General features: G+C 65.4%; 20 protein-coding genes and 1 riboswitch. Of the genes, 10 read left to right on the top strand and 10 right to left on the bottom strand.

Annotated features, from left to right (window positions below):
* Positions 1-23: 23 nt before the first annotated feature.
* On the bottom strand, positions 24-1322 hold the full coding sequence (locus tag A3K89_RS20165; protein WP_068429764.1) for an aromatic ring-hydroxylating oxygenase subunit alpha: 1299 nt from the start codon (positions 1320-1322) through the stop codon (positions 24-26).
* A 180-nt stretch (positions 1323-1502) separates the two neighbouring features.
* Here A3K89_RS20165 and A3K89_RS20160 point away from each other — a divergent pair, with 180 nt between their 5' ends.
* On the top strand, positions 1503-2273 hold the full coding sequence (locus A3K89_RS20160; protein WP_068429762.1) for an enoyl-CoA hydratase/isomerase family protein: 771 nt from the start codon (positions 1503-1505) through the stop codon (positions 2271-2273).
* A 34-nt stretch (positions 2274-2307) separates the two neighbouring features.
* Positions 2308-3276 (top strand): ABC transporter substrate-binding protein, encoded by a 969-nt coding sequence (locus tag A3K89_RS20155; RefSeq protein ID WP_068430086.1) that lies wholly within the window; start codon positions 2308-2310, stop codon positions 3274-3276.
* Positions 3277-3327: 51 nt separating this feature from the next.
* Here the strand turns inward: A3K89_RS20155 and A3K89_RS20150 are convergent, their stop codons facing one another.
* Positions 3328-3720, bottom strand: coding sequence for a hotdog domain-containing protein (locus A3K89_RS20150; protein WP_068429760.1), 393 nt, complete (start codon positions 3718-3720; stop codon positions 3328-3330).
* Positions 3717-4202, bottom strand: coding sequence for a hypothetical protein (locus tag A3K89_RS20145; RefSeq protein WP_068429758.1), 486 nt, complete (start codon positions 4200-4202; stop codon positions 3717-3719). Before A3K89_RS20145 ends, A3K89_RS20150 begins: the two co-directional genes overlap by 4 nt.
* Positions 4203-4303: 101 nt before the next feature.
* Here A3K89_RS20145 and A3K89_RS20140 point away from each other — a divergent pair, with 101 nt between their 5' ends.
* The 4 genes from A3K89_RS20140 to A3K89_RS20125 all read left to right on the top strand — a co-directional run bounded on the left by A3K89_RS20140 (position 4304) and on the right by A3K89_RS20125 (position 8462).
* Entirely contained in the window at positions 4304-5152 is an 849-nt protein-coding gene (locus A3K89_RS20140) for an alpha/beta fold hydrolase (RefSeq protein ID WP_068429756.1), read from the top strand.
* Complete coding sequence (locus tag A3K89_RS20135; RefSeq protein WP_068429754.1) at positions 5106-6359, top strand: multidrug effflux MFS transporter; 1254 nt, start codon at positions 5106-5108, stop codon at positions 6357-6359. The genes A3K89_RS20140 and A3K89_RS20135 overlap by 47 nt, the downstream gene beginning before the upstream one ends.
* A gap of 5 nt (positions 6360-6364) precedes the next feature.
* Positions 6365-7213 carry an alpha/beta fold hydrolase gene (locus A3K89_RS20130; protein WP_068430083.1) on the top strand — a complete coding sequence of 283 codons (849 nt, stop codon included), beginning with the start codon at positions 6365-6367 and terminating at the stop codon, positions 7211-7213.
* A gap of 82 nt (positions 7214-7295) precedes the next feature.
* A complete protein-coding gene (locus A3K89_RS20125; RefSeq protein WP_254303597.1) occupies positions 7296-8462 on the top strand; it encodes a hypothetical protein in 1167 nt (388 codons plus the stop codon).
* Here the strand turns inward: A3K89_RS20125 and A3K89_RS20120 are convergent, their stop codons facing one another.
* Entirely contained in the window at positions 8463-9035 is a 573-nt protein-coding gene (locus tag A3K89_RS20120; protein WP_068429751.1) for a dihydrofolate reductase family protein, read from the bottom strand.
* 78 nt (positions 9036-9113) lie between these two features.
* On the opposite strand from A3K89_RS20120, the gene A3K89_RS20115 reads away from it, so the two are divergent.
* Positions 9114-9680: a TetR/AcrR family transcriptional regulator gene (locus A3K89_RS20115; RefSeq protein ID WP_068429748.1), complete on the top strand. Its 567-nt coding sequence runs from the start codon at positions 9114-9116 to the stop codon at positions 9678-9680.
* 139 nt (positions 9681-9819) lie between these two features.
* Here A3K89_RS20115 and amaB read toward each other — a convergent pair whose 3' ends face one another.
* Positions 9820-11385: an L-piperidine-6-carboxylate dehydrogenase gene (gene amaB, locus A3K89_RS20110; protein WP_068429745.1), complete on the bottom strand. Its 1566-nt coding sequence runs from the start codon at positions 11383-11385 to the stop codon at positions 9820-9822.
* Between the two features lie 115 nt (positions 11386-11500).
* Here amaB and lat point away from each other — a divergent pair, with 115 nt between their 5' ends.
* Positions 11501-12823, top strand: coding sequence for an L-lysine 6-transaminase (gene lat, locus A3K89_RS20105; protein WP_068429744.1), 1323 nt, complete (start codon positions 11501-11503; stop codon positions 12821-12823).
* Here the strand turns inward: lat and A3K89_RS20100 are convergent.
* Positions 12811-13428, bottom strand: coding sequence for a class I SAM-dependent methyltransferase (locus A3K89_RS20100; protein ID WP_068429743.1), 618 nt, complete (start codon positions 13426-13428; stop codon positions 12811-12813). The genes lat and A3K89_RS20100 overlap by 13 nt on opposite strands.
* 137 nt (positions 13429-13565) lie before the next feature.
* On the opposite strand from A3K89_RS20100, the gene A3K89_RS20095 reads away from it, so the two are divergent.
* Entirely contained in the window at positions 13566-13913 is a 348-nt protein-coding gene (locus A3K89_RS20095; protein ID WP_068429742.1) for a PLD nuclease N-terminal domain-containing protein, read from the top strand.
* A 27-nt stretch (positions 13914-13940) separates the two neighbouring features.
* On the opposite strand, the gene A3K89_RS20090 is transcribed toward A3K89_RS20095, so the two are convergent.
* From A3K89_RS20090 to A3K89_RS20080, 3 genes are read right to left on the bottom strand one after another with little or no spacing between them, the layout of a single operon-like run.
* A complete protein-coding gene (locus A3K89_RS20090) occupies positions 13941-14729 on the bottom strand; it encodes an ABC transporter ATP-binding protein (RefSeq protein WP_068429741.1) in 789 nt (262 codons plus the stop codon).
* Positions 14726-15760 (bottom strand): FecCD family ABC transporter permease, encoded by a 1035-nt coding sequence (locus A3K89_RS20085; RefSeq protein WP_068430075.1) that lies wholly within the window; start codon positions 15758-15760, stop codon positions 14726-14728. Before A3K89_RS20085 ends, A3K89_RS20090 begins: the two co-directional genes overlap by 4 nt.
* 5 nt (positions 15761-15765) lie before the next feature.
* Positions 15766-16800: an ABC transporter substrate-binding protein gene (locus A3K89_RS20080; RefSeq protein WP_084423910.1), complete on the bottom strand. Its 1035-nt coding sequence runs from the start codon at positions 16798-16800 to the stop codon at positions 15766-15768.
* 72 nt (positions 16801-16872) lie between these two features.
* Positions 16873-16935, bottom strand: a riboswitch (cobalamin riboswitch).
* Between the two features lie 218 nt (positions 16936-17153).
* On the opposite strand from A3K89_RS20080, the gene A3K89_RS20075 reads away from it, so the two are divergent.
* Entirely contained in the window at positions 17154-19010 is a 1857-nt protein-coding gene (locus A3K89_RS20075; protein WP_068429740.1) for an anthranilate synthase family protein, read from the top strand.
* On the opposite strand, the gene A3K89_RS20070 is transcribed toward A3K89_RS20075, so the two are convergent.
* Positions 18998-20191, bottom strand: a complete 1194-nt coding sequence (locus A3K89_RS20070) for an MFS transporter (RefSeq protein ID WP_068429737.1) — start codon at positions 20189-20191, stop codon at positions 18998-19000. The genes A3K89_RS20075 and A3K89_RS20070 overlap by 13 nt on opposite strands.
* Positions 20192-20198 lie beyond the last annotated feature (7 nt).

The raw sequence follows: 20198 nt of genomic DNA, 5'->3' as shown, positions 1-20198 counted from the left end.
TTCTGGTCATGTCTTCTCCTGGACTATTCGGCGGACTGCCCGTTGACGGGCGTCGAGGCAGGTTCGGTTCCCGCGGACGCGGCGGGTACACGACGCTTGCGTGCTGGCCGCGCCTCCTTCTGCGGAGCGAATTGCGCAGCGGCCGAGAGCTTTTCCGCATACTCCTCTTCCGCGAGGTTCCGCCATGACGTCAACGAGACGTCGGGCCGGTACAGCTTCTCCGGCGGCGCGTCGGTGACCTCGACCATCCAGGCGTCCTGTCCGGAGAACTGACCGTGGAACAGCCATCGGATGGCGCCCAGGTACTTGACGTAGAACTTGGCCTTGCCCAACCCGGACACGAAGTTCACCATCAGACCGACGTAGCGGTGGTTCTCTTCGTCGACGGGCACGTAGAACTCGTAGTGGATGAACGTCGGGTAGGCGATCCTGAGGACCCCCGGCATGGACAACGACGCGAAGCCCGGGAACTTCTGGGCCGCGATGACCGGATTCACTTCCTTACCCGCACCGGTGTTTCCGATGTTGGAGATCTTCGATTCGTCCGGCTTCTTCTTCCACCACCGCTTGTTCGTCCACTTGCCGACACCGGGGAACGTGGCCTCCCAGTAGACCTCGTCCTGGACGCGGTAGATCCACCGTCCCTCGGGAATGATTCGCGTGATGTTCCACGTCGGCATGGGCTTGAACAGACGCCACAGCGCGGTGCGATGCAGGTACTTGGCGTGGCCCTCGTCGAAACCGTTCTCGCACGCGAAGCGCCAATCACCCTGGCGCGGTTGGATGCGCCCGCCGATGATTCCGGTGTTCTCGGTCAGCTCGCGGGGCAGCTGGTCGTCGATGGGGTGAGGCGGCTCGTCGGCGATGGGCAGGTACACCCAGACCAGTCCGAGGCGTTCCTCGACCGCATAGGTTCGGACCGACAGCTTGCCGCAGATCTTCGAGTCGGGACCGTCGGTGATGACCGCGGCCAGCTTTCCGGTGTCGAGCTTGAAGGTCCATCCGTGGTACGGGCAGCTGACCGTGCCCGGGAACTGCTGGTCGCCTTCGGAGAGGGGAACGCCACGATGCGGGCAGCGATCGTGCAACGCGTAGATCTTTCCGCCATCTCGCATCAGCATGAGCTTGTCCCCGCCGAGCATGTAGCTCTTCGGGTCCTTCGTGATGTGACTGGCCCACACCACCGGGTACCAATAGCCGCGGTAGCCACTGCTGGCAGCGTTGTACAGCGGCCAGGCCGTCCAGTCCTGCCGTCCTGCCGCACGGGGGCGCTGTGGCTCGCTGGCGGCGACCGAAGCGTCGGTCACGTCTGTTGTCGTCATGAATTTCCCTTCGAAACGGCGAGCTCGATATCCGAATCCTGAAGCACGACAGATCACTGCCCAATGGATTCGGTTCATTCAGCAAACCGCCGCAGCGAGAGTTCGCCTGTCGGACCGAGGCCCTGTGGTCCGCGCAGCACCTCACGAATGATGAGGCGACCGATTACCGAAGGGACGCTCATGACCTCGTACCTACGTACCACCGTCGCGGACGCGGTCGCGACCGTCGTCGTCGACCGGCCACCGGCGAACGCATTCGACCCGGACCTGATCGACGAGTTGCTGACGGCGTTGCCGCCGCTCGCCGACGACCCGTCGGTGCGCTGCATCGTCGTACGCGGGACCGGTCGCTTCTTCGTGGCCGGCGCCGACATCTCGGTGATGCGCAATCTCACCGAGGAGACACAACGCGCGATGCGTCCGTGGGTCGACGTACAGCACATTCTGACGTCGGCGCCCAAACCCGTCATCGCGGCGATGAACGGTCACGCACTCGGCGGCGGAGCGGAATTGGCACTAGCGTGCGACCTCCGGGTGATGAGCGACGCCGCGACCGTCGGCTTCCCGGAGATCGCGTTGGGACTGTTCCCGGGTGCCGGTGGTAGTCAACGACTTCCGCGCCTGATCGGCGCTCACCGCGCCGTACTGCTGATGATGGAGGGTCGCAAGCTGACGGCCGCCGAGGCGCTGGACATCGGACTCGTCGACCGAGTGGTGGCAGACGATCGTTTCGACGACACCGTTGCCGAGCTGGCCGCGGCGTACGCCGCGAAACCGACCGCGGCGATCGGTCTGATCAAGCAGGTGGTGACCGACGGTCTGCCGCTACCCATGCACGAGGCGCTCGACGTCGAGTTCGACGCCGTTCTGAAACTGATCACGACCAGCGACACCGCCGAGGGACTGCAGGCGTTTCTCGACAAACGACCTGCCGTCTTCACCGGCAAATGACGGAACCGACAACCCCGAGAGGACGCACATGTCGATGATTTCAACCAGGAAGCGGTGGGCGACCGGAGCCACGGTCGCCGCGTTGTCCGTGCTCGTCGTCGCCACCGGATGTACTCGCCCAGCCACCCAGGAAGCGACCGGTACCTCGCTCGTCCGCATCGCCGTCGGCGTCGACCCGTCGTATGCGCCGCTGTTTCTCGCCGACCACGAAGGCATGTTCGACGCGGCGGGCCTCGACGTCGAGATCGTCCAGACCGAAGGGGGTGCCGCGGGCGCCCAGAACGTGGTCGCCGGGACGTCGGAGATGTCCGGTAATGCGGATTCGACCGCGCTGACCGTCATGGCGGCGAACCCGCAGCTGCGGGCGCTCGGCGTGTTCCAGGACTCGGATCGGTACTTCCAGGTCGTTCTCCGAGACGGTGTGCAGCCGAAGGACATCAAGACCATGGGTGTCTTCCCGGGCATCGGCGTCTACTTCACCGATCTCTATCTGAGAAGCCTGGGACTCGACCCCGCGACCATCGAAATCGTCTCGACGAGCCCGCCCGAGCAGCCTGCACTGTTGGCACGCGGTGACATCGACGGATTCGTCTCGTTCGACCCGTGGGTGGCGCAAGCAGAAGCCGATGGATCCAGCGTGGTGGCCACGACCGGTGACTTCGGAGCCGAGTACTCGCAGTGGATCCTCGCCCGAGAGGATTGGCTCGACGCCAACGACGAACTCGCGGGGAAGGTGTTCGCAGTCATCGCCGACGCGTCGGAGATCATCCAGGAAGATCCCGATCGCGCGGCAGCCGCCATTGCGGCCGAGATCCAGATGGATCCAGCGGAGGCACGCGATCGCGTCACTCAGATCGACTTCACCGGCCGTGATTTCAGCGAAGATGACCTCACCCGCTCGAGGAGTCTCGTCGATTTCTTCACGCAGCAGGGTTCCATGGCAGGACCGGTGGATCCCGACGAGGTTCTGTTGACCGGTTGGGTCTCCGACCACCGCGAGTGACATCTCGACTCAGGTCGGCCGGACAGTACCGTGACGTCCGGCCGACCGGAGTCAGGGCAGCCGAACGACGGCGGACCCTGTGGCACACAGTCTTCCGTCCTCCGTGTGCTCCTCCAGCTCGAGGTGGGCGACACCGTCCTGCACGTCGATCACCCGACCCGACACCGTGAGGGTCTCACCGACGTATGCGGGAGCGCGGTTCTGCCACGACAGTGCGGTCACCGTACCGCCCTGCCCGGCCGCCCGAGCAGCGGCACGATGGAACAACGTCCCCTGCAACTGGGCCATCACGACCGGCCTCTCCAAGCCGTCCGAGGCGGCGTGGACCGCGTCGTAGTGAATGCGGTGCGCATTGTGCGTCGTCGCCCCGAAACGGAGGACGCGGACGGGATCGGTTGCGAGAACCACCGTTTCGATGGCGCCCCCGGCCTGAATCGCGTTCATCGGACGATGAAGGTCTCGCGAACACGCGCCAGCGTGCCCGCACCGGACGAGACGTAGTCCTTGACCGTCTCGAGGAGCAGAAACTGCGAACCGGTTCGACCTTTGACGGTGACCGCATCGAGATTGCGTACTGCGTCGACGGTTTCACCCACCACCGGCTCTGCAAGAAACTCGATCGCCTGACCGCCTGCCATCAACCGCACGTCGAGTCCAGCAGTACCGGGCACCTCGTCCGCGAACATTCCGTCGGGACGGTAGTCGTCGTCGACGCCTCCCTGGTGACCGCGCAGCATGCTCAGCAGGTACATCGGGTGCACGGCGAAATCCGCGCGCGTCGGGTCCAGGTATCGGGGCTCGTCGACGGCGGCTGCACGCGCGAAGGCCACCGCATGATCGGCGGACAGCGTTCCCAGCGAACGCGATTCGCGCACACCGACCACGGCGCGTGCCCGTTCCTCGGCAGTGTGTAGGTCAGGATTCATAGCTCGACGGTAGGTCACGTCCGCGGCCACGGAACGAACCCCGGCCCGGAGAGTGGACCCGTTCCCTTTCCGTCGATCACCCGACGCGGTGGAATGACGCCATGGCACAACGACCCCCGAGCCAGTACGCCACGGCGGACGGCGTCAAGTTTCACTATCACGATCTCGGATCCGGCGATCCGGTCATCTTTCTTCACGGAGGTGGTCCTGGCTGCACGGCCTGGTCGGACTTCGGCCCGGTGGCCCCGATGTTCGCGTCGACGCGGCGCGCGATTCTCGTCGACATCCCGCAGTACGGGCTGTCCGACAAGTGCACCATCGAAGGGCCGATGTGGGATTTCCACGCGGCCAAGATGGTGGCCCTTCTCGACGAACTGGGAATCGACCGTGCCGATTTCGTCTGCAACTCGTGGGGAGGCACCATTGCCCTCAACCTCGCAGCGAAGTACCCGACCCGCGTTCGCTCGCTCGTCGTCACCGGCAGCATGCCCGTCTTCTACGGCCCGCTCGCTCCGCTTCCCGAGGGTGGCCGACGCGGTAGGAACGCGCGGGACGTCTACTACGGCGGCACCGGCCCCTCCCGCGAGAAGATGCGGGAACTGATCACCCGCCTCGAATGGTTCGACGGCGATGCGCTCCCGGACGAGACCGTCGACATGCGCTACGAGCAGAGCCTCGACCCCGACGAGATGGCCTTGGCGGCCGCGTCGGACAACCCACGAGGCGAATGGCAGGACCTCACAGCCGAATTGGGGCAGATCGAAGCCCCGGTGCTGTTCGCGTGGGGAATGTACGACGACTTCCTGACGCCCGACTACCCGCTGATGCTCGCGCGCATGGTTCCGCGAGGCCAGCTCTACGTCATGGATCGGGCATCACATCATCTTCAGGAAGAACGGCCACATGACTACCACGCCGTCGTCGCAGGATTCCTCGACCAACAGCACTGACACCACCACACCGACACCACAGGGCTGGACGCGCTTTCGGCTCGTCCTCGTCCTGGGTGCGGTGACCGCCCTCGGTCCGTTCACCATCGACATGTATCTGTCGGCGTTTCCGTTCATCGCCCACGACCTGGGTACGTCGGACGAGCTGGTGCAGTTCACACTCACCGGCTCGCTCGTCGGTTTCGCATTGGGGCAGTTGATCATCGGGCCGCTGTCCGACGCATTGGGCCGCCGTCGTCCGCTGATTGCCGGTTCCGCGATGCATGTCGTCGCATCCGTGGGATGCGCTGTCGCCCCGACGATCGAGACGCTGGCGGCGCTGCGCGTGCTGCAGGGTCTCGGCGCGGCCGCAGGTACCGTACTGGCACTCGCGGTGGTGCGTGACCTGTTCGACGGGCACGCTGCGGCCGTCGTCATCTCCCGATTGATGCTGGTGATGGGAGTTGCGCCGGTGTTGGCGCCCACTATCGGCGGACTCGTCGTCTCCCTCGCGTCGTGGAGATCGATCTTCTTCGTGCTCGCGCTCCTCGGGCTGATCTCCGTCGCGCTCGGAGTGTGGGCGATGCCGGAGACGCTGCCGCCCGTCAAGAGGCATCGACCTCGGATGCGCGTCATGGCGAGGAACTATCGAACGTTGTTCTCTGATTCGCCGTACGTGCGGATGGTGATCGTGTGCGGATGCGGTCGCATCCTCATGTTCTCGTACATCGCATCGTCTCCGTTCGTGCTGCAGAATCAGTTCGAGCTCACCCCGGGACAGTTCGGAGTGTTCTTCGCCTGCGGCGCAGCGGTGTTGATCGGATCGTCGCAACTGAACGTGGTACTGCTGCGGCGGTGGAGCCCGTACGGAATACTCCGGGCGTCACTCGCGGCGGGAACGCTGGTCGGCGGCGTCTTCGTCGTTCTCGCTGCAACGGAGACAGGTGGCCTCGCGGGGTTCGGTGTTCCCGTCCTCCTTCTGCTCGCCGTGATGGGGTCCGTCATGCCGAACGCTCCCGCGCTCGCACTCGCCCGCCATCCCGACACCGCAGGCACGGCATCGGCACTGATCGGCGGATTCCAGTTCCTGTGCGCCGCCGCCGCCGCGCCGGTCGTCGGGCTCCTGGGTAACAATGCACTGGCAACAGCGTCGATGATGGGCGTAGCGGCAGCCGTCGCTCTCGGTCTCGTCGTCACGACCCGTCCCCTCGCCGGGGCTGAAAGGTGACAAGGTTGAACACGCGTTCGCGTTACGTCGATTGCCCGATCGGACAGATCCACGTGGTCGAAGCCGGCGACGGCCCCGCCCTGCTGCTGCTGCATCAGGCGCCGCGCTCGGGCGACGAGTTCCGCGAATTCATACCGCTGATGGCCCGTGAGCATCGCGTGATCGCCATGGACATGGTCGGCTTCGGGGCCAGCGTCAAAGTGCCTGCACCGCAATCCATCGAGCTGTACGCACGCGGCGTCCACGAGCTCCTGCACGAGATCGGGATCGACGAGGTGAGCCTTCTCGGTCACCACACCGGCGGACTGGTCGCACTCGAGGTCGCCTCCGCGGCCGGGAACGGCGAAGTGAGTACCGACGTGACCGCGCTGGTGCTGTCGTCGTGCCCGTTCACCGGCCCGGAGCGTCGTGCACGTCCCGAGAATCCCGACGGCGTCGACAAGGCGAACATCTCCGACGACGGCACGCATCTGAACACGTTGTGGAACAAGCGGCGTCCCTACTACCCGCAGCCGTCCGCGGATCTGTTGAACCGCTTCGTGCACGACGCGCTGACGTACGGCGTCGACCCGGCAGAGGGACATCGGGCGTGCGACCGCTATCGCATCGAGGACCGAATCGGTCTCGTCACGGCGCCGACACTCCTGCTCGGCGCGTCGGACGATCCGTTCGCGATGCCGAACATCGCGCCGCTCGAGTCCGCTCTGTCGCAGGTGACGCGGGTGGAGACAACCATCGTGGAGCACGGGACGGTCGCGCTGTTCGAACGCAAGGCCGACGAGATCTCCGCCGTCGTGCAGCCGTTCCTCCACCGCGCGGCCGCCGACCGCGTAGGGGTGCATTTCGCTCCCTGATTCGACGATATTCGCGAAGATCCCGCATATCCGGTCGAGTAAGGGAGCGAAATACTCGGGGCGCCCGGTTACCATCTCCCGCGTGGCGGCAAACGGCGTGGACCCGAGGGCACGGCTGGCATACCTCGTGCTCGAACGCATCCGGGTCGAGGGCGGCGCCGACCCGATGTACGACTCCGAGAATTTCGCCGTCTACTACGGCCGCGACGCGGTGCTCTACCTGGACAATCTGTTCGCCGAGACCGCCGCGTACGGGGAAGCCGAGCTGTCGGCCCACATCGAACACTTCGTCGCCACGATGATCGAAGCGAACGACGCCCCCGGCAGCTGGGACGTCGCGCTCCCCCGTCTGCGCCCGGTGTTGAAACCGTCGACGTACACGATCGGCGCGCCCCCACCCGGCCTCCTCGTGTCGCGACGCGTGTTCCCCCTCGTCGACGAGCTCGTGGCCGTCGACACCCCGGGCCGGCGCACCATCGTTTCCTGGGAGACCATCTCCGAATGGGGCGTCGATCCCGCCACCGTGTTCTCCGCAGCCCGATCCAATCTCGCGACGATCACGGTGCACGCCGATCCGACGAAGGGCCGCGCGATACAGCGTCTGGTCGACAGCGGCAGCAACTACTTCACGTCCTGGTTGCTCGACCCGGGCTGGCTCGCGTCGCATCGATCGCGATTCGGTTGTGCACCTGTGGCTTTCGTTCCCGACGTCGACACGATCTACGTCGTTCCCGGTGACGACGAGGAGATCCTCGCCCGACACTTCTCGATGATCGAACATCAGTACACCCACACTGCACGCGGGCTCTCGCCGCAGGCGTACACGGTCGACGACGACGGACACATCGTCACCTTCGACACCGTACGGCCCGACAGCGCCGAGGCCGCGCGGGCACGGTGCGTGCACATCGCGAGGGAGTACGACGCTCAATCCGTTTGGCTGCGCGGACAATACGATCTCGACGGCACCACCATCACGATCCGGTCCGCAGCGGTGATCACGACGCCGTTCGGTCCACGCACCGTCACCATCTGGGACGAGGGCGTCGACTGCACGCTCCCGCGAACGGATCTCGTCGCATTCGCCGGTCGCGCGTCGGACATGTTCTACGTGCAGTTCGAGGACGTCGCACGCATCACCGGAATCGAGCCCATGCCGGGTATGGAACCCGCCCGCTTCCGTGCTGCGGCCTGGCCGTCGCACGACGTCGTAGAACAGCTTCGGGCGCACAGCATCTCGGTGGAGTGATCACCGTTCGATCGTGTACTCGTCGATCACGACGCCGGATTCGTACGGTGTGCTCGCGACCAACCGCGCGGTAGTGACGTCGTACTCTCGCTCCGCGAACAACTTCTTGCCCGACCCGAGCAACACCGGGTTGACCTTCAGAATCAGCCGATCGATCTCGTCGATCAGCGACGACGCGAGTTCCCCGCCACCGCACAGGTAGATACCGCTTCCCTCCTCCATCTTCAGCTTCCGCACGACGGTCACCGGATCGTCCGACGTCACCGTGACACCCGGCTCGTCGATCGAATGGTTGCGCGTGAACACGTACTGCCGCAGGTGCGCATACGGATCGGTGGCGCCCGCGGGCAGCCCGGCGGCGTACGTGTTCCACCCCATCAGCACGGTGTCGAACCGTGTGAGCGGTGCCGTGAGACCGAGCGCCTGCAGCCCCAGCGTCGGGACGGTGTCGGTGTATTCGCGCAGGATCATGTCGATGTGATCGCCCTGTACCGGAAATGCGTCGAAGGTGTCGTCGGGTGCCGCGATGTACCCGTCGAGACTGACGGCGACGTAGTAGACCAGTTCTCGCATGGGTTCTCCATTCACGACGTCTGTAGTGGTTCAAGGAGCAGACTACGACATCTGTCGTGGTTGCGCTAGCCTTTTCCCGTGGCACGCAATCCGCAGAGACGGTCGGAGCTCGCCGACGCCGGCCTGCGCGTCCTCGCACGTGAGGGCGCCCGCGGTCTGACGCATCGCGCGATCGACGTCGAGGCAGCCGTCCCCCGGGGCACGGCGTCGAACTACTTCAAGACGCGCGAGGACGTCATCGCGGGCTTGATCGAGCGCATCGGGGAACGCCTCGCACCCGACCCGACGGTGCACGCGCCGCTCGCCGAGCGAGTGCCGAGCGCCGAGTTGTTCGCCGACTACGTCCGCGACATCGTCGCGCGTCTGATCGACAATCGCGACGTGACGCTCGCGCTGTTCGAGCTGCGGCTGGAGGCGTCGAGACGTCCCGAGGTCAGGGAGCTGCTCGGCGACTGGCAGCGATCGGGTTTCCGCGCGGACGTCGAATTCAACCATGCGGCAGGCCTACCGGGCGGCGCGAAGGAGGTTGCGCTGTTCCACTACGCGATCGACGGATTGCTGTTCGACCGACTGACGATGCCGATCGACCCGGAGACGTCGACCGACGAGATCGTCGACGCACTGGTGCAGGGATTGATGCGCTGACGCACACCCCTTGTATGGGTCGTTCCTGCAGGCTCCACTCCCGTTGTATGGGTCGTTCCTGCAGGCTCCACTCCCGTTGTATGGGTCGTTCCTGCAGGCTCCACTCCCGTTGTGCGTGGTTGGTTGCCCTATGGTTCGACTATCCATGCACGGGCGCGAAGCGCACTCCCTGCGCGAGCGGCAGTTCGTTCGAGTAGTTGACCGTGTTGGTCGCCCGGCGCATGTAGGACTTCCATGCGTCCGAACCCGATTCGCGTCCGCCGCCGGTTTCCTTCTCACCGCCGAACGCGCCACCGATCTCCGCTCCGGACGGGCCGATGTTGACGTTCGCTATGCCGCAGTCCGATCCGGTGACCGACAGGAACCGCTCGGCTTCTCGAAGATCCGTCGTGAAGATCGACGACGAAAGCCCCTGCGGCACATCGTTGTGCAGCGCGATGGCCTCGTCGAGGGTGTCGTAGGTGAGCACGTACAGAATCGGAGCGAACGTCTCGTGCCGCACGATGTCCGCCTGGTCCGGCATCGAAATGATGGTCGGCTGAACGTAGTACGCGTTCTCACCGAAATCGTCGACGCGCTGTCCGCCCGCTCGGATCTCGCCACCCGACGCGACTGCCGCGTCGATCGCCTTCTTGAACCCCGCGAACGCGGGCGCATCGATCAGCGGCCCGACGAGTGTGTCCGACTCCAAAGGCGAACCGATGGAGAGTGATTCGTAGGCCTGTGCGATGCGATCGACGAGTTCGTCGGCGATCGACGAGTGCACGATGACGCGTCGCAGCGACGTACACCGTTGTCCGGCAGTGCCTGCCGCCGAGAAGACGATGCCGCGCGTCGTGAGATCCAGATCCGCCGACGGCGTCACGACGGCCGCATTGTTGCCACCGAGTTCGAGCAGCACGCGCCCGAAGCGCTGGGCGACGCGAGGGGCCACCTCGCGTCCCATTCGGGTCGACCCCGTCGCGGACAGCAGCGCGACACGCGAATCGTCCACGAGCGCTTGCCCTGCGACGCGATCGCCGATGAGCAGTTGCGCGACCTTCGGGTCCACACCGGCCTTGGCTGCCGCACGCTGGAACAACGCGTGGACGCCGAGTGCGGTCAACGGCGTCTTCTCCGACGGCTTCCAGACGACGGTGTCACCGGCGACCAACGCCAGCACCGCATTCCAGGACCACACGGCCACCGGAAAATTGAACGCCGTGACGACGCCGACGACGCCGAGCGGGTGCCACTGTTCCATCATGCGATGGCCGGGTCGCTCGGTCGCGATGGTGTTGCCGTAGAGCTGACGGGACAGTCCGACGCCGAAGTCACAGATGTCGATCATCTCCTGGACCTCGCCGAGGCCCTCGGACACGATCTTTCCGGCTTCGATCGACACCAGTGCGCCCAGATCGTCCTTGTGCTCGCGCAGCAGTTCACCGAGTTCGCGAATCAGCCCGCCGCGTACCGGGGCAGGGACCGTCGACCATTCGGCGAAGGCGGTCCTTGCGTCGGCCAGCACCGCGTCCACGTCCGACGCGTCGGCCGCGCGAAGCGACGCGAGATTTCCGCCCGTGATGGGCGATCGGGCGACGATCGTCTCGTGCGAGCGCGGAACGTCGAGATCCACGTCGACGCCGAGACGCTCCAGGATGGCGCGAGTCCTGACGCTCAGTTCGTCGTGGCTGACGGTCGAAGACTGGTCGCCGAGGACAGACATGGCACTACCTTTCGGTGGGGAACGACGACTACGAACGTAATCGACGCGGTGTTCTACCGGATATTTTCCTGCAAAAAGCCGTTGATTACGAAATTTCGGCGCGTATCTTGGTTTCATGACGCAGGTATTACATCGCCAGGAGATCCGCGCCGACGACGTGCACGACACTCTTCGTCGCCACATGCTCGCCGACGGTTTCGAGGTGGTGCTCGACCTCGATGCGTCGCGCGGATGCACGCTCGTCGACGCGCGCGACGGCACCGAGTACCTCGACCTGTTCACCTTCTTCGCGTCGTCCGCGCTGGGAATGAACCATCCCGGTCTGGTCGACGACGCAGCGTTCCGCGCCGATCTGATGCAGGCCGCCGTCAACAAGCCCAGTAATTCCGACATCTACACCGTCGCGATGGCTCGGTTCGTCGACACCTTCTCGCGCGTTCTCGGCGATGCGCGTCTGCCGCATCTGTTCTTCGTCGAGGGCGGCGGCCTGGCCGTAGAGAACGCGTTGAAAGTCTGCTTCGACTGGAAGTCACGCTGGAACGAGGCGCACGGGATCAGTTCCCCAGGCAGCCAGGTCATGCATCTCGAGCACGCGTTCCACGGGCGCACGGGATACACGATGTCGCTCACCAACACCGACCCGAACAAGGTAGCCCGCTTCCCCAAGTTCGACTGGCCCCGAATTCCGTCCCCGTTCATCGGATCCGACGTCGACATGGATGCCGTCGAGGCCGACGCCCTCACCGCGGCCCGCGTCGCGTTCGAGGCCAATCCGCACGACATCGCCTGCGCCATTGTCGAACCCATCCAGGGCGAAGGCGGTGACAATCACTTCCGCCCGCAGTTCCTACAGCAGCTACAGGACATGTGCCACGAGTTCGACGCACTGTTCGTCGTCGACGAGGTGCAGACGGGCGCCGGAACGACCGGAACCAACTGGGCCTTCCAGCAACTCGGCCTGAACCCCGACGTCGTGGCCTTCGGCAAGAAAGTCCAGGTCTGCGGGATCATGGCCGGCGGACGCGTCGACGAGATCGCCGACAACGTGTTCGCCGTGTCGTCGCGTCTGAACTCCACATGGGGCGGCAACCTCACGGACATGGTGCGTGCGCGTCGAATCCTGGAGGTCATGGAATCGGAGCAGCTCGTCGCGCGAGCCGCGGTGCTGGGCGAGCATCTGCTGACCAGGTTGCAGGGTGCGGCCTCGCGGCATTCGGCGATCACGCAGGTCCGTGGCCGCGGTCTGATGTGCGCCTTCACGATGCCCGACGCGGCCTCGCGCGACCGACTCCTCGACGATCTTCGCGTCGTCGAACATGTTCTCGTCCTCGGTTGTGGGGAGCGAGCCGTACGGTTCCGGCCTGCGCTGACGGTCACCGAGGACGAACTGGATCGGGGTGTGGACGCGATCGAGCGGTGTCTGACTCAGGCCGGGTAGTACCCCTCGGCCCAAGCACGGCTGGCAGGCGGCTCGACGACGTCGACCGGCACGCCGTCGCGGTAGTAGCTCCGGTGGACGACGGACCCGGCCTCGACGGCTTCCTGCCACGCCTGGGTCGGCCCTTCGCCGAACCACAGCCACGGGGTGATGTCGTCCATGACGACAACGGTCTCCGGAGTGGCCAGCGAACGCAGGTCGGCGAGGTCGGCGCGGGCACCGTCGAGCGAATGGTCCCCGTCGACGAAGATGACGTCGAACCGCATGTCGGGATACTTGGCCGCGAATTCCTTGATCGTGGAGTGCGAGTCGCCCTGAATCAGGGTGTGGCGGCCGGGAAACAGTTCGTCGATGTGTTCCTTCGCGGCCGCGCTGTAGGCGTAACCGGCCAGGTCGAACGAGTACACGACCGTCGACGAGGACGCCGACAGGAACGCCCAACTGGAGAAGCCCGCATTGAATCCCACTTCGCACACGAGCTGCGTACCGGGCCTGGCCGCCAGGGAAGCCAGGTAGTTCAGCTCCGACTCGTCCGCCCCGTACTCGAAAGGCTCCCCCGCGGTCACCGTTTCCTTCACCATCGCCTCGAGCTGTTGCAGACCCACGGACGCCTCCTGTCGTCGATTTCTCGAAGCGGTCGATACCGCAAACCCGGCGTCGGTAAACCGAGGCCTGTCCTTCCCGACGATTCCCTGTATGGTTCTCCTGGCTAAATACCGCCTGGTCTGTAGGAGGACGAACGGTGCCGTACCTGGGCTTGCTCATCATGATCCTGTGGGTGTTCTGTCTGATCGACGTGATCACGGCCGACGAGGGCGGCGTCCGGCACCTGCCGAAGATGATGTGGCTGCTGCTGGTGATCTTCATCCCGCTCGCGGGGTCGATCGTATGGCTGCTCGTCGGCAGGCCAATCGGTGGCGGTATCTGGGGTGGGGCAGGCGTGCCGCAGCGACGCAGCAACTCCGCGTATCCCGAGTACGACACCCGGCCCGGCCGCGCCGTCGGAACCACACCCGAGGCCGACGCGGAATTCCTGCGTCAGTGCCGCGCCCGCGCCGAGGAGCAGCGACGAAAGGCCAGGGGCGAGTAGCGGACGTGCGCGCGAATGTACAGCCCGCTATACATTCGCGCGCACGTGCCCGGTGCGCCGACGATACGTGACCTGCAGATACGTCCCCGACTCGTCGAGTTCGACGTCGGCGTGCACGTTGTAGACCTCCCGCACCAGGTCCGCGGTGATGACGTCGACCGGCGTTCCCGTCGCCACCACCCGACCGTCGCGCAGCACCACGATCCGGTCGCAGAACATCGCCGCCAGATTGAGATCGTGCAGGGCGATGAAGCTGGTCAGCGGCAGTTCGGCAACCAACGCCAGTATGTCGAGCTGATGTTGGATGTCGAGGTGATTGGTCGGTTCGTCGAGCAACAACTCCGTTGGCTCCTGCGCCAACGCCCGTGCGATCTGCACACGTTGACGCTCACCGCCGGACAACGTGTGCCACAACCGGTCCGACTTCGACGTCATCCCGGTGTTCTCCAGGGCGCGTGCGATGGCACGATCGTCGGCGGCCGCGTCGCCGCCCAACAGTCCCTGATGCGGAATGCGACCGAGCCGCACGACGTCCCGCACGGAGATGTCGACGTCGGTGGTCGCATGCTGATCCACCATCGCCACCCGCCGCGCTATCTGCTTGCGTCGCAACGACATCATCGCGTCGCCGTCGAGTGTCACCGAGCCGTGGTCGGGCGTCACGATGCCGGCGAGGATGCGCAGGAGCGACGACTTGCCGGACCCGTTGGGGCCGATCAAGCCCACGGTCTCCCCCGCCGTGGGCTCGAAATCGACGCCGTCCAGGATCGTGTGCCCCGAGCGAGCCCACCGAATTGCTTTGCCACGAATGGTCATCGAGCCCTCCGCATCCGAAACAGAATGACCGCGAACGCAGGAACACCGATCAGCGCGGTCACCACGCCGACCGGAATCTCCTGCGGTTCGAACAACGTGCGTGCGACGGCGTCGACCCACACCATGAAGATGGCGCCGACGAGAACCGTCGTCGGCAACAGACGCCGATGTCGCGAGCCGACGAGGAACCTGGCCGCATGCGGCAGCACGAGGCCGACGAATCCGATCGCCCCCGCCGCGCTGACGAGCATCGCCGTGATCAACGCCGTGATGACGAGCAGAAGAACACGAATCCACTTGACGGACACACCGAGCGACGCGGCCGCGTCGTTGCCGAACGTGAAGGCGTCGAGCGCCGACGCGTACAGCAAGCAGACGACGATGCCGACCGCGCAGACGGTGCCGCACAGGACGACGTCGTCCCAGTCGGCACCGCCGAGTGAGCCGAGCAGCCAGAACAGAACCCCTCGTGTCTGTTCTGCGTCTGCCGACGAGATCACGATGAACGACGTCAGGGCCGAGAACAATTGCGTCCCAGCCACTCCTGCGAGGACGACGCGATCAGTGCCACCTCCCGCACCCGCGGCGAGCAGCATCACCAACACGAACGACAGCGCCGCCCCGACGAACGCCCCCGACGACAACGACAGCATGCCGCCGCCGACGCCGAGCACTGCCACCAGCACCGCCCCCGTCGACGCTCCGGACGAGATACCGAGAACGAACGGATCCGCCAACGGGTTTCGCAGCAACGATTGCATGATCGCGCCGCACAGCGCGAGCCCCGCGCCGCAGATCGCCGCCAGCAACGTCCGAGGAAGCCGTAGTTCCCAGACGATGCCGTCCTTGATCCTGCTGACGCCCGAATCACCGAAACCGATGTGCTGCAACACCACTCGGTATACGTCCGAGATGGACAGATCGGCGGGACCGATGGTGATCGCCAGAGCGATCGACAGTGCGAGAACGACCACCCCACCGAGCAGAAGCGGGGCGAGTACGCTCCGCTTCTGCCTCGGCCGCTCCAGCACCGACGTCACTTCGCCAGGCCCCAGTCCTGCAGTGCGGCAGCAACTTTCTCGACGCCGTCGACCGTTCTGATCGACGGATTCAGATCGGCGCCGTTCACGACGATGTACCGTCTGTTCGCCACTGCGGGCAGGCGCTGCGTCACCGGATTGGTTTCGAGGAACTCGATCTTGGAGTCAAGCGCGTCTCCGGCCAATGTGCGACGGCTCAGATCGGCGAGAACGAAGGCCGTCGGATTCCTGTCCGCGACGGATTCCCAGCTGACCTGCGGCCATTCGTCGGTCGTGTCGGCGTAGATGTTGTCGGCGCCGACGGAGTTCGTGATGATGCCCGACGACCCGCAGCAACCGGCCATGTAGGGCGTCGCGGTGTCGGCGAACCAGTAGACGAGCGACGTGCCCGACGCATTCACCGTCGACGATGCCTTCTCGAAGCGATCCTGCAGCTCGGCGACGAACTGCTCACCGCGCTCCCGGACGTCGAAGATCGCGGCGAGTTCGCGCACTTCGTGGTACACGGTCTCGATCCGGAGCGGCTCGGTGCGTGCGCCGTCGGAGTTGACGCTGTCGTCGGTCTTGCCGTTGCAGTCCGTCGGCGACAAATAGTTCGGGACGCCGAACTGCTCGAACTGGTTGCGTTCGGCGACGCCACCCGGGCCGAGGGTTCCACCGAACGACGCCGTCACGAAATCCGGTTCGGTGTCGAGCACCGTCTCGAACGACGGATTGTTGTCGGACAGGCGCGGTACCTTCTCGTTCTCGGACGCGAGGTTGCTGCGCACGGGGTCGGTCCACGTCGCCGTGCCGACCATGCGATCCGCGAGACCGAGGCTGAGCAGAATCTCCGTCGAACCTTGATTCAGAGAGACAGCGCGCTGCGGTGGTGCGTCGACGACGACGTCCTGGCCGCAGTTGGAGATGGTGAGGGGGTAACTGGAGTTGCCGTCGGCGGTCTGGCTGGGCGCGTCGGTATCGGTGGAGGCGCACCCGGCGAGAACGAGCATCGCCAGCATGGCCGACGCCACAGGCTTACGTAGTGTCATAGGGAGCCGAACTTCCTACTAGGGGCTCGTGTCGCGGAGCCGCGGGACGTACGTCGTGCGGAGCAAGCGATCGGACTCCTGCTCGGGCAGAGCAGTCACCGTTGCGCGTCAGTCCCGGATTCGCACCGGGTTCCCTTGCACCTCACGCGGCCGCAGGTGCGGCCTCGGTGACCATATCCTGCTCTCGATGTGTACAGTGACCCGACATGTACGCATCGATATCCGTCGCAGGATCCTGGTGGTGGCGCTCCTAGGCGCCCACACTTCGCGTATTTCATGCCGTGGCCGCCTCTCGAGGCGGCCATTTTCATGTCTTTCTCGGGAGTCCGCACAACTTACGAGAGAGGCAACCCGTGAACGAACTACTGTCCGACGCTCTCCGCGGCGACGAGCCATTCGCCGTCATCAGCCGCCAGGGCGGGGTCGACGTCCTGGTCGGCGACGTCGTATCGGTGGACTCGCTGGCCGACATCCCCATCGATGGCGACTCGGACGTACTCGCCCTCGTACCGTTTCGGCAGATCCGGGAGCGTGGGTTCGTCTGCCACGACGACGGCGCGCCGCTGGAATGCCTGCTCGTCCGCTCGCGGTTCGCCGTCACCGTCGACGAGGTCGTGGAGGCAATCGACCCTGGTGAGCTGACGTTGACCGACGGCCGCTTCGAACCGGGCGACGACGAGTACGCCTCGATCGTCGAGAGGGTTCTGGCCGACGAGATCGGTACCGGCGCCGGCGCCAACTTCGTCATCCGACGGGACTTTCGCGCCCAGCTCGACGATTCCGTCGGGTCCGGCCTCGAGATCTTCAGACGATTGTTGCTCGGCGAATCCGGTTCGTATTGGACGTTCTTCGTGCACACGCCGTCGGTGACGTTGGTCGGTGCGACGCCCGAGCGACATGTCGGTTTCGACGGGCGCTCGGCATTCATGAATCCGATCAGCGGAACGTACCGGCATCCCGTCGAAGGACCCTCCGGTGCGGGAGTACTCGAGTTCCTGGACGACGCGAAGGAGAATGCCGAGCTGTTCATGGTGGTCGACGAAGAGCTCAAGATGATGAGTCGAATCTGCGATCACGGCGGACGCGTCGTCGGGCCGAGACTCAAGCAGATGGGCCATCTGACGCACACCGAGTACGTCCTCGTCGGCGAGAGCGATCTCGATCCACGAGACATCCTGCGTGACACCATGTTCGCGCCGACGGTCACCGGATCACCGATCGAGAACGCGTCGCGCGTCATCGAACGGTACGAGACATCCGGGCGTGGCTACTATTCCGGTGTCCTCGCGTTGTTCGAGGGTCGCGACGGCGTCACGACGGTCGACGCACCCATCCTGATCCGTACCTGTGAAATATCGCCGACCGGTGCACTGAAGATCTCCGCCGGGGCCACGTTGGTGCGCAACTCCATTCCGGAACACGAAGTGGCCGAGACGCGTTCGAAGCTCGGCGGCGTGCTGGCGGCGTTGGGAGTCGAGGCTCGGCGGCCGTCGGGTGAGAATGCCGTTCGGCTCAGCGAGTTTCCAGGCGTCGCCGACGCGTTGGCGCGGCGCAACGAGAAGCTCGCGTCGTTCTGGATGAATGTGCAGCCCGAGGCCGCGGGTCCTTCGCGCGGAACAGCCGTCGTCGTCGACTTCGAGGACCAGTGGACTGCGATGCTCGCGCACCAGCTGCGGCACCTCGGGATGGGCGTGACGGTCGTGCGATGGGAGGAGTTCACGTCGTCGACCGCGGACCTGCTGGTGTGCGGACCCGGGCCGGGCGATCCGTCGGACATGTCGGATCCGCGCATCGTCCGCGCGGGAGAGATCGTGCGGGAACGACTGTCGACGGGTGAAGCCTTGCTCGCGATCTGTTTGAGCCATCAGGTCCTCGCGCGCGAACTGGGATTGGACCTGGCTGCACTGCCTCAGCCGCAGCAGGGTGTGCAGAAGACCGTCCGCGTGTTCGGCGAAGAGCGGACCGTGGGGTTCTACAACACCTTCGTCGCCCGGCCCGGCAACATCGCGGGGGTGGACGTGTCGGTGGACGAAGGGCACGTCAACGCCCTGCGGGGTCCGGGTCTCGAGTCCATCCAGTTCCACCCGGAGTCCGTGCTCTCGACCGACGGGATCGCATTGCTGTCCGGGTTGGTGGACAGGTTGGTGGGTGCGCGGGTGGGGCTGGCCTTCGCCGCCGGAGCGAGGGTGACATCCGGTCACTCGGAGTGAGCAAGGGACGCCTTCGGTCGATCCGGGGAGGCGAAGGTACCCCGCCCCAGCACCACCGTCACGAGGGCGGCGACGACCAGCACGCATGCTGCTGCCGTCACCACCGCGATACTGCTCCGATCGATGATCACGCCCCCGATCAGCGCTCCCGACGCGATGGCGACCTGGAACGACACGACATAGATCGCCGACGCCCGATCCGGATCCGGGCGTGGGGTGTTCAGCACCGAGGACTGCAGGCAGACCGGGACGGTCGTGAAGGCCAGCCCCCACATGCCGATCGCCAGAACGGCGAGTGCCGCGAGCGAACCCGGCGCCGACTGCAGGGTCGTCCACAGAATCAGCAACGCTGCGGCGACGACGCTCAACGACACGATCGTCGAGTGCCGCGGCCACCGGTCGAACGTCTTGCCGATGATCCAGATTCCGATGACGCCGCACAGTCCGTAGAGCAGGAGCATCAGTGTGAGCGTCGTGCCGATCGACCCGAGACCACGGTCGACGAGCAACGAGAAGTACGTGTACGCGATGAAATGCCCGAGGACCGCGAGAAATGTTGCGACACAGATCAGTACGAGAGATCGATCGACGACCTTTCCGCGACTCGGTCCGGCGTCGACGGCCTCCATTCTCGGAAGTACGGCGAACAGGGTCACGGCGATGACCGCGGACACCACCCCGATACATGCTGCGGCCGTGCGCCATCCGAGCCACTGCCCCAACGCCGCGGTCAGCGGATTGCCGGCGACGAGCGCGAGTGACGTTCCCGCGTACACCGTCGCAATTGCTTTGCCCCGCATGGTCGGCGCAACGAGTGAGGCCGCGACGGGCGCGACGACCGCCCAGAACACGCCGTGCGTCGCCGCGCAGATCATGCGTGCGATCACGAGCATCGGATAGCCGACGGCGACCGCGGACAACAGTTGCGACAACGCCAGCGCCGCAACGGTCACGACCACGACTCGCCGACGCGGCCATCGGCGAACGAACGTGATGAGCGGCATCGTCATGACCGCGACACCGTAGGCATAGAAGGTCAGAAGCAGGCCGACGCTGGACTCGCTGACGCCCATGTCCGACGAGATCTCCGGGAGCAGGCCTATCGGCAGCGTCTCCGCGGTCACGTAGACGAACGCGGCGGCGGCGAGCACCACGAGTCGGAGAACAGTCGAGCCAGGCATGCTGTGT

This window comes from Rhodococcoides kyotonense (assembly GCF_001645385.1).
Taxonomy (GTDB): Bacteria; Actinomycetota; Actinomycetes; order Mycobacteriales; family Mycobacteriaceae; genus Rhodococcoides; species Rhodococcoides kyotonensis_B.
This window is presented reverse-complemented; position numbering and strand designations above follow the sequence as displayed.